The following is a 12,414-nucleotide window of genomic DNA, read 5'->3' on the forward strand; positions in this document are numbered from 1 at the left end:
CGGGCGCACGGCGGCGATGGACAGACCATGCCTTGCTCACCCGAGGGCAGGGGAGGGCTGGCCTGGGCGAGGCGGCTCAGAGCCCCCCGGGTGGCGGACGACGACCACGCTCGGTCAGGGGCGGCCACCCTCGTCGCCGGCGCGGCGACGACGGGTCAGGCGGCTCAGACTCACCAGCCCCCCTACGGCGAGGACGAGGGCCAGACCGACCCACAGCCACGGGGAGCTGCCGCCGGGGGGCGGGGACGCCAGCGGGCTCGGAGGCTGGGCGGTGGCGCCGGCGTTCGTCGACGCCGGGCTGGCTGACGTGGGGCTCGACGAGGCGGGCGCGCTCGTCGTCGCGGTGGACGAGGTGGATGAGGTGGACGTGGGAGCCCCGGACGTCGCGAGCGTGAAGTGCAGCTCGCCGGCGATCCGGTGGGTGTCGGCGCTGACGACGCTGTAGACGACGCGGTAGCGGCCGTCGACCAGCCCGGCAGGGAGCCTGGCGCTGACCACGGGGCCGGCGACCGTGGCCGCCTCGGCGACCTGGCGACCCTCGGGGTCGGTGACGATGACCTTGCTGAACTGCCCCTTGACGTCCTCGTTGAAGGTCAGGGTCACCGCCGTCGGCGCGGTGCGCAGGGTGTTGCCGTCGGCGGGGTCGGCGGACACGAGGGCCGAGTGCGCGGACGCCGGCCCGGCACCGAGCAGGGCGAGCGCTGCGGTGAGGAGGATCAGCAGCGGCAGGGCGACGTGGCGGGCTGGGCTGACGTGGGTGGGCATGGTTCCTTCCGGTCTGGACCCGTCTCGCGGCCGAGTTGTCCACAGGTCGTCGCGATCCGGTCGGCGTGGTCCCCAGGCAGAGCGGGTGCGTCCCGGGGTGGTGCAGGTCCTTCCTAGCATCCTCGCCAGGGCCGTCCATGGGAGGACGGCGCGGCGGCGGAGGTGAGCATGGACGGTGGTCAGGTCGTGGCGTGCGCGGCGGTGCTGGAGCAGCACGCGGCGGGCATGGGGCGGGCGGCGGAGCGGCTCGCGCAGGCGGCCGCGGTGGTGGACTGGCAGTCCCCGGCCGCCCAGGCCGCCCGGGACCGGGTCGACGACCTCGTCGCGGGCCTGCGTGCGGGGTCCGAGCAGGTGCACGACGCTGCCGTGGCGGTCCGCGCCCACGGTATGGCGGTCTCCGCCGCCTGGGCTGAGCTCGTCTCGACCACGGCCGCTGTGAGCGAGGCCGCCGAGCAGGGGGCCGAGGCGGTCCGCCGGACGCTGCGCGGCGAGGTGTCGGGCCCGGCAGGCTTGGCGGCCTCGTCGGCCTCGTCGGTCTCGTCGGTCTCGGCGGTCTCGGGGGTCTTGGCGGTCCTGGGGGGCCGTCATGGGTGACGAGCCCCTGCGGATCACGGGCATCGACGGTGGCGCCGGCGGCATACGGGTGGTCGCTGACGACGTCCTGATGCTGGGCGTCCTGTGCCGAGGCGTGGGCGCCGAGCTCGACGAGGTCGGCGTCGCGGGCGCCCTGGCGGGGGCGGTCCTCGCGGTCGAGGCGACTGCCGTGCTGGCGCCAGCCACGGCGCTTCTGGCGGGCGCAGCGTTGCAGCGGTCGGCGCTCGGCCCCCACTCTCCGATCGTCGTCGGAGGTGGAGCCCGGGTGCTCGGCAACGCCCTCGTGACGGCGGCGAGCGGCTACGACCTGACCGAGGCGGCCAACGTCGCCCTGTGGGACGCGGGCGACGCGGTGGGCCTGGTCGTGTCCGTCAAGGACGTCCTCACCGACCCGGCTGGTGCGTCCGTCGCGGTCGCGCACGCCTATGCGGCGGAGGTGATGCGGGCCGGGGAGCCGCTGGACCCCCAGGACGCGGCCGACCGCTGGGCCGCGGCGCACGCCGGGGAGCTGGAGCACCGGATCAATGGAGCGGCCGTGCTCGCGGCCCCAGGGGTCGCCGGCGCCCGGCTCGGCCAGGGCGAGGACGTTCTGGGGGAGCACGCGTCCTGGGCCCCGGTCGCCGTGGTCGCGCACGCGGCGGCGCCGCTGTGGGTGGACGGCGAGCCCGTGGTGGGGGTGACCGGGCCGGCGACGGTGGGGTCCGCGCCGACGCGGACCGCCGATGTCGTGCGCGGCCTCGCCGCCACCAACGAGAGGGAGGACGGCACGATCGCGGTGCGGCGGATCACGAGCCGGCAGGATGGGGTGGAGCGGCAGGCCGTGCTCGTCGACGTCCCCGGCACCGACGCCTGGAGCCTCCCCGGCGACGAGACCGACCAGGTTCGCGACCTCGGCGGCAACGTGGGCCTCCTGGGCGGCGACGCCACGGCCTACGCGCGAGGGGTCGAGGCAGCGGTCGTCGCCTCGGGCGTCCCCAAGGACGTGCCGATCGCGCTCGCGGGACACTCGCAGGGCGGGATGGCCGCGGTCGTGGCGGCCGACCGGCTGCGGGGGCAGGGCTATCGCGTGACGCACGTCGTCGCGGTCGCGGCGCCGATCGCCCACCTGCGGCAACCGCGTGGCGTGACCACGTTGGCCCTGGACGGCGACCGGGACGTCGTCACCAAGCTCGACGGTCGACCCAACGGTGACCGCGCCCGGCGGGTGACCGTGCGGTTCGACAGCGGCCTGGAGGGGACGGGTCCCAACCACGACCTGCGGACCTACGCCCGCGCAGCGGACGAGGCCGACGACCTCGCGGCGACCGACCCGTCGCTGGCTCGCGTGGTCACCGAGATGCGCGACGCGGGCGTCCTCACCTCGGGCGGCACCTCGGCCTCGATGGAGACCGTCCACGTCCGCATCACCGCCGACCGCGGACGCTGAGGGGTCTCAAGACGTGCGAGAGGCCCCGGATCAGGACGATCTGGGGCCTCTCGCTGACTGGGGTGAGTGACGGGACTTGAACCCGCGGCCACCTGGACCACAACCAGGTGCTCTACCAGCTGAGCTACACCCACCATGCACCTCGACCACGGTCACCCGCGTCGAGCAGCGCGGACCATACTACCGTGGATCTGGCGTGCTTCCGACCACGTTCCGCACGGGCGGAGCCGGGAGCTCAGCCCTGCGCGGAGCCGCCGCCCTCGTACTTCGCCGCGATGCCGCGCGCCTGATCGGTCGTCGGGCCCGGCTGGGGCACGAACACCGCCTCGCGGTAGTAGCGCAGCTCCGCGATGGACTCGGTGATGTCGGCCAGGGCACGGTGGCCGCCGACCTTCTTGGGGGAGCTGAAGTAGGCCCGCGGGTACCACCGGCGGGACAGCTCCTTGATGGAGGAGACGTCGATGATCCGGTAGTGCAGGTAGGACTCCAGCTCGACCATGTCCCGGGCGAGGAAGCCGCGGTCGGTGGCGACGGTGTTGCCGCCGAGGGGGGCCTTGCCCGGCTCGGGCACCCACTCGCGGACGTAGTCCAGGACCCGCGTCTGGGCCTCGGCCATCGTCAGGCCCGAGTCGAGCTCGACGAGCAGCCCGCTCGTGGTGTGCATCTCGCGCACGAAGTCGTTCATCTGGTCCAGGGCGGCCTGCCCGGGGCGGATGATCACGTCGACGCCCTCACCGAGCTGGTTGAGCTCGAAGTCGGTCACCAGGGCGGCCACCTCGATGAGTGCGTCGTGCTCGAGCGACAGCCCGGTCATCTCGCAGTCGATCCAGACGATCCGGTCGGTCAGGGCCTTGTCGGTGGCAGCGCTACTCACCCGCCCCACTGTAGCCACCTCACCTGGACGGCTAGCCTGCAGGCATGAGTCGGTCGCCCGGGGGACCCCCGCTGTCCATGGCCGCGGCCGTGCCACCGCGTCGGATGACACTCCGTCGCTGGCTGATGGTCGGCCTGCTGATGATCGGGTTCGGGCTGTGCTCGCTCGTGCTGCTCGGCGCGGTCGGCATCTCGACCGGCGTGGGGGCGGGGCTGCTGGGCCTGGTGTTCGCCGCGCTCCCGCTGGGGGTGGTCGTGCCGGCGTTCCTGTGGATCGACCGGCTCGAGAGCGAGCCGCGGCGCATGCTGGTCCTGGCCTTCGCCTGGGGAGCGGTGGTCGCCACGGCGGTCGCCCTCGTCGCCAACACGGGGACCATGGCGATCATCGCCGGGGCCACCGGCACCGACCCGACGTCGCTGGGTGCCGTGGTGGTGGCCCCCGTCGTGGAGGAGAGCGCCAAGGGACTCGGGCTGCTCGTCATCCTGTGGCTGCAGCGGCGCGAGTTCGACGGCGTGGTGGACGGACTCGTCTACGCCGGCCTGGTCGCGGGCGGGTTCGCCTTCGGCGAGAACATCCTCTACCTCGGCCGCGCCTTCAACGAGGCGGGAGGCGCGGGCCTCGTCGCGACGTTCGTCCTGCGAGGCGTCGTCGGCCCGTTCGCGCACCCGATCTTCACGTGCTGCACGGGGGTGGGGATCGGGGTCGCGGTCTACCGCAGGCGCGGCCCCCTGCGCCTGGTCGCGCCGGTGGTCGGGTGGGCCGTCGCGGTGGCGCTGCACGCCGCCTGGAACCTCTCCGCCGTGGCCGGTCTCGAGGGCTTCCTCACGGGTTATGTCCTCCTGCAGGTGCCCTTCTTCGCGGCGTTCGTGGCCCTGGCCGTGTGGGCCCGGCGCCGGGAGGCACGGATCATCTCGGTCGAGCTGACGCGCTACGCCAGGGCCGGGTGGCTGGCCCCGACGGAGGTCGCCATGCTCTCCTCCGTTCCGGCGCGGCGCCAGGCCCGGGAGTGGGCGCGCGGCATCGGGGGCCGCCGCAGCCAGGCGGCCATGGACCGGTTCCAGGACGCGGCCAGCGACCTCGCGATGCTCCGGCACCGCATGGGGCTCGGCGACGTCGACGACGGCGTGCTCGCACTGGAACGTCACCTGCTGGCCACCATGATGGAGTGTCGGTCGCAGTTCGTCGGCTCGCGCGCCCTGTAAGGTCTGGGCCGTCGGTCCGCGTCGCGGTCAGGGAGCAGAGCAGGGACGTCATACGTGGCAACGGCACAGCTGATCGGCGGCAGCACGCCGCCCGAGCGCACCCTGGTCGACCTCGTCGACGAGGTCGTCCGGGACCACCCCGACGCACCGGCCCTGGACGACGGCACGACGGTCCTGTCGTATGCCGAGCTGCGCACCGCCGCCTCCCGGCTCGCCGACCGGCTGCGCGACGAGGGAGTGCGCCGCGGCGACAAGGTCGGGGTGCGCGTCCCGTCGGGCACCTGCGACCTCTACGTCGCGATCGTGGCAATCCTGCTCGCCGGGGCGGCCTACGTCCCGGTCGACGCCGACGACCCGATCGAGCGGGCCGAGCTCGTCTTCTCCGAGGCGGGGGCGGTCGCGGTGGTCGGCGCGGGCCTGCGGCTGCAGCTGCTCGACCTCGAGGCCGACCGGCCCGCCGACCAGCGCGGACGTCCCACGCCGGACGACGACGCGTGGGTGATCTTCACCTCCGGGTCCACCGGCACCCCCAAGGGCGTGGCGGTGACCCACCGCAGCGCGGCGGCCTTCGTCGACGCGGAGGGACGCATGTTCCTCCAGGACGCACCCCAGGGCCCGGGCGACCGGGTCCTCGCCGGCCTGTCCGTCGCCTTCGACGCCAGCTGCGAGGAGATGTGGCTCGCGTGGGGCCACGGCGCCTGCCTCGTGCCCGCACCGCGTGCCCTCGTCCGCACGGGCATGGACCTCGGCCCCTGGCTCGTCGAGCGCGGGATCACCATCGTCTCGACGGTCCCGACGCTCGCGGCGCTGTGGCCCGCCGCGAGCCTGGACGCCGTGCGGCTGCTCATCTTCGGCGGCGAGGCCTGCCCGCCCGAGCTGGCCGAGCGGCGGGTGCGCCCCGGCCGTGAGGTGTGGAACACCTACGGTCCCACCGAGGCCACGGTCGTCGCGTGCGGTGCGCGGATGACCGGCGAGGGTGCCGTCTCGATCGGCCTGCCCCTCGACGGCTGGCAGCTCGCGATCGTCAGGGACGGCGAGCTGGTCGCCGAGGGCGAGGTCGGCGAGCTGATCATCGGCGGCGTCGGCCTGGCCCGCTACCTCGACCCGGCCAAGGACGCCGAGAAGTACGCCCCCCTGCCCCTGCTCGGCTGGGACCGCGCCTACCGCTCGGGCGACCTCGTCCGCTACGAGCCCGACGGCCTGACCTTCATGGGGCGCGCCGACGAGCAGGTCAAGCTCGGGGGCCGCCGCATCGAGCTCGGCGAGGTCGACGCGGCCCTGCAGGCGCTGCCCGAGGTGGCCGGCGCCGCCGCCGCGGTCCGCACCACCGACGCGGGCAACCAGATCCTCGTCGGCTACGTCGTGCCGAACGACCCCGACGGCTTCGACCGCGCCCAGGCCCGCAGCGAGCTCGCGAGCGTCCTGCCCGCCGCGCTGGTGCCCCTCATCGCCGTCGTCGACACCCTCCCCACCAAGACCTCCGGCAAGGTCGACCGGGACGCCCTGCCCTGGCCGCTGCCCGACCTCGCGCCGAGCGCCCCGGGCGCTCCGGGTGGCACGAGCGAGCTGACCGGCACCACGGCCTGGCTCGCCGAGCAGTGGTCCTCGGTGCTCGGCTCACCCGTGACCAGCCCGGACGACGACTTCTTCGGCCTCGGCGGGTCCAGCCTCACCACCGCTCAGCTGGTCTCGGTCCTGCGCTCGACCCACCCCGAGATGACGGTCGCCGACGCCTACGCCCACCCGCGCCTCGCGGACCAGGCGTCCTACCTCGACGTCATGGCGGCGCGCCTGCGCGCCGACGACACCCCACCGCGCACCGTGACCCCCGTGCCCCGGCGGGCCCAGCTCGTGCAGCTGCTTCTCGGCATACCCCTGTCGACGGTCACGGGGCTGCAGTGGCTGGTGGGGGTCGCCGCCGCCAACTCCGTCGCCGCCCTGGTCTGGGACATCCCCTGGGCGCCCACCGCCCCGTGGTGGGCGATCCTGCTCGGCTGGTTCCTGCTGCTGACGCCCGTCGGGCGGATGGGCATCACGGTCGTCGGGGCCCGCCTGCTCCTGCGCGGAGTCCGCCCCGGCAGCTACCCCCGCGGCGGCTCGGTGCACCTGCGCCTGTGGGCCGCCGAGCGGCTGGCCGAGGCCGTCGGGGCGGTGACCATGGCCGGCGCGCCGTGGATCGTCTACTACGCCCGCGCCCTCGGCGCCAAGATCGGCCGCGACGCCGACCTGCACACCCTGCCTCCCATCACCGGCCTCCTGTCGCTCGGTCGCGGTGCCTCGATCGAGCCCGAGGTCGATCTCGCCGGGCACTGGCTCGACGGTGACGTCCTGCACGTCGGGCAGGTCACGGTTCGCCCTGGCGCGGTCGTCGGAGGCCGTTCCACCCTCGGGCCCGGCGCAGTCGTGGGCCGCGACGCGGAGGTGCTGCCCGGGTCCTATGTCACCGGGGTCGTGCCCGACGGCGAGCTGTGGGCGGGCTCGCCCGCCACCAAGGTCGGCCGGGCGCGCCCGACCTGGCCCACCGAGCGTCCGGCCCAGTCGCGTGCCTGGCTGACGGCGTATGCCGTGAGCTCGGTCCTGCTCGGCCTCGTCCCCACCCTCGCCGTCGTGCCGGCCGCCGCGCTGGTGCTCTGGGCCGTCCACGACGCGCCGACGCTGTCCGAGGCCCTGCTGCGGGCCCTCGTGTGGACGCCACCGGCCACCGTGGTCGCGATGCTCACCCTCATGCTGCTGACGCTGGTCTGCGTGCGGCTGCTGGGTCTGGGGCTGCGCCCCGGCTACCACCCCGTCCGGTCCCGCATCGGCTGGCAGGTGTGGGCCACCGAGCGACTCCTCGACAGCGCCCGCACCCAGCTGTTCCCGATCTACGCGAGCCTCTTAACGCCCGTGTGGCTTCGACTCCTCGGCGCCCGCATCGGCAAGAACGTCGAGGCCTCGACCGTCCTGCTGCTGCCCGCCATGACGCGCGTCGGCGAGGGTGCCTTCCTGGCCGACGACACGATGATCGCGTCCTACGAGCTCGGCGGTGGCTGGGTCCACATCGAGCGGGCCAAGGTCGGCAAGCGGGCCTTCCTCGGCAACTCCGGCATGGCCGCCCCCGGCCGCAGCGTCCCCAAGAACGGCCTCGTCGCCGTCCTGTCCGCCGCCCCCGCCAAGTCCAAGTCCGGCTCGTCCTGGCTCGGCAGCCCGCCCGTGCGCCTGCAGCGTCAGGCGACCGACCACGACGTCTCGCGGACCTATCACCCGACGACCGGCCTCAAGGTCGCCCGCGCCCTCGTGGAGCTGTGCCGCGTCATACCCGTCATGTGCACGATCGCCCTCGCGGTGCTGGTGGTGGCGACCCTCGAGGGGCTGTGGGTGCAGGTCGGCTGGTGGGCCGCCGCCTTCCTCGCGGGCGTCGTCCTGCTGCTGACCGGGGTGCTGGCCGGTGCGATCACCGTCGCGGTCAAGTGGCTGCTGGTCGGCCGGCTGCGCGTCGTGGAGCACCCGCTGTGGAGCACCTTCGTGTGGCGCAACGAGGTCGTCGACACCTTCGTCGAGATGGTGGCCGCGCCCTGGCTCGCCTGGGCCGCGACCGGCACGCCGGTCCTCAACGTCTGGCTGCGCGCCCTCGGGGCCAGGATCGGTCACGGCGTCTGGTGCGAGAGCTACTGGCTGCCGGAGGCCGACCTGGTCACCCTGCGAGACGGGGTGAGCGTCAACCGTGGATGCGTCCTGCAGACCCACCTCTTCCATGATCGGATCATGCAGATGGACACCGTCACCCTCGACGCCGGCGCCACCATGGGCCCGCACGGCGTGATCCTGCCCGCCGCGGGCCTCGGCGAGTCCACGACCGTCGGCCCCGCGTCCCTCGTGCTGCGCGGCGAGCAGGTGCCGGCCGGCACCCGCTGGATCGGCAACCCGATCGCGCCGTGGGCGGGCTCCGCATGAGGCCCCCCGCCCTGCCGCGCCCGCGCACCTCGGCCGAGCTCGAGCCCGACCCCTACGTCCCGGCGCACGGCGACACGAGCTACACCGTCGCCCACTACGACCTGGAGCTCGACTACCGCGTGGTGAGCAACCGCCTGGCCGGGCGCGCCCGCATCCACGTGCGCACCACCCGCCGCATCGACCGGCTGGCCCTCGACCTCGCCGGCCCGCTGGCGGTCGCCAAGGTCCTGGTGGACGGCAAGCGAGCCCGCTACGCCCACCGCGCGGCCCGGCTCACCGTCACGCTCCCGGGTCAGGTCGCTGCCGGGGCGGCGCTCGTGGTCGAGGTGCAGTGGTCGGGCAACCCGCGCCCGAGCCGCGGCCTCTGGGGCGAGGTCGGCTGGGAGGAGCTGACCGAGGGCGTGCTCGTCGCCGGCCAGCCCGACGGCGCGCCCACGTGGTTCCCCTGCAACGACCACCCCGGCATCAAGTCGACCTACGCGACGACGGTGACCTGCGACTCGCCATACACCGTCGTCACCAACGGCGTGCTGGTGCAGCGGGTCGTGCGGGGCTCACGGACCAGCTGGACCTACGAGCAGCGCGAGCCGATGGCGCCCTACCTCGCGAGCGTGCAGATCGGTGCCTACACCGCCGCGCGCATCGCCGACGCCCCCGACGTCCCGCAGACCCTGCACGTCCCGCCACGGCTCAAGGCCGAGGCGCTGCACGACTTCGGGCGCCAGCCGCAGATGATGGCCGTGTTCACCGAGCTCTTCGGGCCCTACCCGTTCCCCGCCTACGACGTGGTCGTGACGGACGACCCGCTCGAGATCCCGCTGGAGTCGCAGGGGTTCTCGACGTTCGGGGCCAACTACTGCACCGGGCGCCGGTCCGAGGAGCGGCTGGTGGCGCACGAGCTCGCGCACCAGTGGTTCGGCAACGCCGTGGGGGTGGCGACCTGGCAGCACATCTGGCTCAACGAGGGCTTCGCCTGCTACGCCGAGTGGCTGTGGTCGCCGCACGCCGGCGGTCAGTCCACCGACGCCCACGCCCGCCGCTGGCACGCGTCCCTCAAGCGTCAGCCGCAGGACCTGGTCCTCGCCGACCCGGGGGCGCGCGACATGTTCGACGACCGCGTCTACAAGCGCGGCGCCCTGACCCTGCACGCGCTGCGGATCACGGTGGGGGACAGCGTCTTCGGCGAGCTGGTGCAGTCCTGGGTGGCCGACCACCTGCACTCCGTCGTCACCACCGACATGTTCGTGACCCACGCCCAGCGGTATGGCGGAGCGACCGCCCGCTCGCTGCTCAAGGCGTGGCTCGAGCAGCCGACCCTGCCTGAGCTCCCTCGCCGCTGACGCTGCTGCCGGTCGGCTGGGTCCGGCCGACTCGCCGGCGTGTGCACAACTGCTGCACTCTGGTCGGTCTCTCACGTGAGTCCCGTTGTGCCGCAACAGGTGGATCCCGACTGCCCTCCCTATGTGCAGCACGTGTGCCCGCCGCTGGGGCGGGTGGCACCTCGACGGCGGCCTGCGCCTGTCACGGCTGCCATCGCACGGAGGTTGGACGGGCGCAGCTAGTCGACGCGGAGGAGCTCGTCGCCGTCGAGCTGGGTGACGTCGATCGCCGCGACCCGGTCGTCCACGTCGTGCAGGGCCACGGCCGCGGCATACGATCCTGGCACCCTCAGGTCCGCGAGATGCACCGTGGGGGAGGGAGACTCGGGCCAGGCCAGCAGGGCCGGCTCCTCCGTCGGTGGGGTCACGCGCACGCTCGTCGGGTCGATCGTCATGCCGTGGCCGGTCGCCTTGAGGGCGGCCTCCTTGCGGACCCACCAGGTCGCCCGCGCCCAGTCGGCGTCGCGCTCCGACACCTCCGCCAGCTCCTCGACCTCGGCAGGGTGCAGGGACACCTCGGCGAATCCCTCGAAGCCGCAGGCGGACTCGACCTCCACGTCCACGCCGACCGGGGCGGTGGGGGAGAGGGCCACCACGACGAGGTCGCCGGCGTGGCCGAGGCTGACGTGCTGGTCCAGGTCCGGGGCGAGCACCTTGCCGTGCTCGGTGGATCCGCAGGTGGGGCAACGGCGCTCGAGCACGACCTCCAGGGCGTCGACGCCGCAGCGGGAGGCCAAGGCGAGGCGCAGGAGGGCGTGCGAGGTGACGAGCCGAGCGCGGTCCGCCGGCCGGTGCAGCCCGTCCAGTCGGCGCAGCTCGTCGTCGTCGAGCAGCCCGCGCAGCGCGGGTATGTCGACCACATGGGCCAGGTGGACCTCGACGTCCCCGGTGATCATGGCGTCATCGTCGCACCGCAGGTCACGGGGTGCAGGCAGCGGCGCGACCGGCCACTAGACTGGATGGCCGGCCCCCATAGCTCAACGGATAGAGCATCGGCCTTCTAATCCGACGGTTGCAGGTTCGAGTCCTGCTGGGGGCGCTTCAGGACAGGTCCGGCGGACCGAACACGTGATAGCCGTCGGTGCCGGGCTCGTAGGAGTAGCCCGACGAGAAGACCTGGCGCGTCAGCATGCTCATGTCCAGGGACACGGCGCCGGCCAGCCCGTCGACCCGGTTGAGGGTCGCCAGGGCGGCGAGCCACCCGCGGGACTCGGCCTGGTCGAAGACGAACTCCTCCAGCGTGGCGACGTGCCCGCGATACCGCGCCTCGAAGTCGTGCTCGGACATGCCCTGCTGGAAGGTCATCTCGGCGTAGGCCGCGTAGGCCTCGCCGTGCCGGTCGATGCCCTGCGCGACGGCGTTCATGGTCCACAGCTCCGGCTGCGCCATCGGATAGACGTGGTAGAAACCCATCCGGCCGTGGACCTGCCACTGGGTGTCGGCGGGGTCGCCGGGCAGCGAGCCGAGCGCCTGCTCGACCTGGCGCTCGGGGCGGGTCATGTCGATCCACTCGCCGACGCTGCACCCGGACCGGGCGACGTAGAGCATGGGGCGAGGTTGACGCTCGGCCTCCCGCCCGACCCAGCCGACCCGGATCGCCGACGCGCAGAAGCCCCGCAGGGCCTCGGTCCAGCTGGCGTGGCCGCAGGGGCGCAGGGTGGGGAGCTGGTCGAGGACGGCGTGCGGGTCGAGGATGTCGTAGATCACGAACTCGCCGAGCGGAGACTCTGCCTCCGGCTCCAGGTGCTCACCGATCACGTGGCACAGGGCGGCACCGGGACGACCGTGGACGGCCAGGTCCGACTCGAGGGCGGCGTCGGTCCACGCGGCCGTGCGGCGGTGCTCGCGCATCCAGCTGAGCTCGGCGACGTCCTCGGGGAGCGGCTGGGGGCGGTGTCGGTAGCTGTCGCTGAGGGGGGTGCCCGACATCCTCGCCTCCGTCTCTGTGATCTCGTGCTGCTCTGGCGCTGGTCTCGCGCCTCCGGCAGGGCGCCGGTCGCCCCTGCTGTCTGGTCCGTCAACGACCGTAGGGGCCCCCGGTCGTCGCGGTCCCCGCACCTGCGGAAAGGAGAGGCATTTGTCCGACGATGACCGCCCGGTCGGCGCGCACGGATCACGCAGGGTGACCGACGGTGGCGGCTCCACGGGCGGCCCGGCACCCTGTTCACCGGGCCGATGCCGCGATGTCACCCGGTGGCGGTCTTGACGGTCTGTCGGAGGCCGAGGCTAGCGTTCATCTCG

At 73.8% G+C, this 12,414-nt stretch carries 9 protein-coding genes and 2 tRNA genes; 6 read left to right on the forward strand and 5 right to left on the reverse strand.

Translation table 11 applies throughout. The features are described 5' to 3' along the window. Positions 1–114 precede the first annotated feature (114 nt). Positions 115–765, reverse strand: a complete 651-nt coding sequence (locus tag K313_RS20855) for a copper resistance CopC family protein (RefSeq protein ID WP_029211629.1) — start codon at positions 763–765, stop codon at positions 115–117. 168 nt (positions 766–933) lie between these two features. Between K313_RS20855 and K313_RS0110795 the strand changes: the two genes are divergently transcribed. Together K313_RS0110795 and K313_RS0110800 are read left to right on the forward strand one after the other, a co-directional pair. Then, positions 934–1,359 (forward strand): hypothetical protein, encoded by a 426-nt coding sequence (locus tag K313_RS0110795; RefSeq protein ID WP_156911329.1) that lies wholly within the window; start codon positions 934–936, stop codon positions 1,357–1,359. Further along, positions 1,352–2,785 carry a thioesterase domain-containing protein gene (locus tag K313_RS0110800; RefSeq protein ID WP_029211631.1) on the forward strand — a complete coding sequence of 478 codons (1,434 nt, stop codon included), beginning with the start codon at positions 1,352–1,354 and terminating at the stop codon, positions 2,783–2,785. Before K313_RS0110795 ends, K313_RS0110800 begins: the two co-directional genes overlap by 8 nt. A gap of 58 nt (positions 2,786–2,843) precedes the next feature. On the opposite strand, the gene K313_RS0110805 is transcribed toward K313_RS0110800, so the two are convergent. Continuing rightward, positions 2,844–2,919: transfer RNA gene (locus K313_RS0110805), tRNA-His, on the reverse strand. Between the two features lie 101 nt (positions 2,920–3,020). Beyond that, on the reverse strand, positions 3,021–3,659 hold the full coding sequence (gene orn / locus K313_RS0110810) for an oligoribonuclease (RefSeq protein WP_276203034.1): 639 nt from the start codon (positions 3,657–3,659) through the stop codon (positions 3,021–3,023). Positions 3,660–3,703: 44 nt separating this feature from the next. Between orn and K313_RS0110815 the strand changes: the two genes are divergently transcribed. The 3 genes from K313_RS0110815 to K313_RS0110825 are packed head-to-tail and all read left to right on the forward strand — an operon-like array spanning position 3,704 to position 10,134. After that, positions 3,704–4,861, forward strand: coding sequence for a PrsW family intramembrane metalloprotease (locus K313_RS0110815; RefSeq protein WP_156911331.1), 1,158 nt, complete (start codon positions 3,704–3,706; stop codon positions 4,859–4,861). A 54-nt stretch (positions 4,862–4,915) separates the two neighbouring features. Beyond that, positions 4,916–8,794: a Pls/PosA family non-ribosomal peptide synthetase gene (locus K313_RS0110820; protein WP_029211634.1), complete on the forward strand. Its 3,879-nt coding sequence runs from the start codon at positions 4,916–4,918 to the stop codon at positions 8,792–8,794. Further along, positions 8,791–10,134: a M1 family metallopeptidase gene (locus K313_RS0110825; RefSeq protein ID WP_029211635.1), complete on the forward strand. Its 1,344-nt coding sequence runs from the start codon at positions 8,791–8,793 to the stop codon at positions 10,132–10,134. The genes K313_RS0110820 and K313_RS0110825 overlap by 4 nt, the downstream gene beginning before the upstream one ends. 218 nt (positions 10,135–10,352) lie before the next feature. On the opposite strand, the gene K313_RS0110830 is transcribed toward K313_RS0110825, so the two are convergent. Then, positions 10,353–11,069, reverse strand: a complete 717-nt coding sequence (locus K313_RS0110830) for a 4'-phosphopantetheinyl transferase family protein (protein ID WP_029211636.1) — start codon at positions 11,067–11,069, stop codon at positions 10,353–10,355. 70 nt (positions 11,070–11,139) lie between these two features. Here K313_RS0110830 and K313_RS0110835 point away from each other — a divergent pair. Further along, positions 11,140–11,212, forward strand: a tRNA-Arg gene (locus K313_RS0110835). Between the two features lie 2 nt (positions 11,213–11,214). On the opposite strand, the gene K313_RS0110840 is transcribed toward K313_RS0110835, so the two are convergent. After that, complete coding sequence (locus K313_RS0110840; protein ID WP_029211637.1) at positions 11,215–12,102, reverse strand: antirestriction protein ArdA; 888 nt, start codon at positions 12,100–12,102, stop codon at positions 11,215–11,217. Between the last annotated feature and the right edge of the window lie 312 nt (positions 12,103–12,414).

Source organism: Arsenicicoccus bolidensis DSM 15745 (assembly GCF_000426385.1).
GTDB classification, from domain to species: domain Bacteria; phylum Actinomycetota; class Actinomycetes; order Actinomycetales; family Dermatophilaceae; genus Arsenicicoccus; species Arsenicicoccus bolidensis.

Excerpts from the sequence above, each read along its gene's own strand:
- K313_RS0110830 (WP_029211636.1), bottom strand. The coding sequence starts at position 11,069 with ATGATCACCGGGGACGTCGAGGTCCACCTGGCCCATGTGGTCGACATA.
- K313_RS0110815 (WP_156911331.1), top strand. The coding sequence starts at position 3,704 with ATGAGTCGGTCGCCCGGGGGACCCCCGCTGTCCATGGCCGCGGCCGTG.
- K313_RS0110840 (WP_029211637.1), bottom strand. The coding sequence starts at position 12,102 with ATGTCGGGCACCCCCCTCAGCGACAGCTACCGACACCGCCCCCAGCCG.
- K313_RS0110800 (WP_029211631.1), top strand. The coding sequence starts at position 1,352 with ATGGGTGACGAGCCCCTGCGGATCACGGGCATCGACGGTGGCGCCGGC.
- K313_RS0110825 (WP_029211635.1), top strand. The coding sequence starts at position 8,791 with ATGAGGCCCCCCGCCCTGCCGCGCCCGCGCACCTCGGCCGAGCTCGAG.
- K313_RS20855 (WP_029211629.1), bottom strand. The coding sequence starts at position 765 with ATGCCCACCCACGTCAGCCCAGCCCGCCACGTCGCCCTGCCGCTGCTG.
- K313_RS0110795 (WP_156911329.1), top strand. The coding sequence starts at position 934 with ATGGACGGTGGTCAGGTCGTGGCGTGCGCGGCGGTGCTGGAGCAGCAC.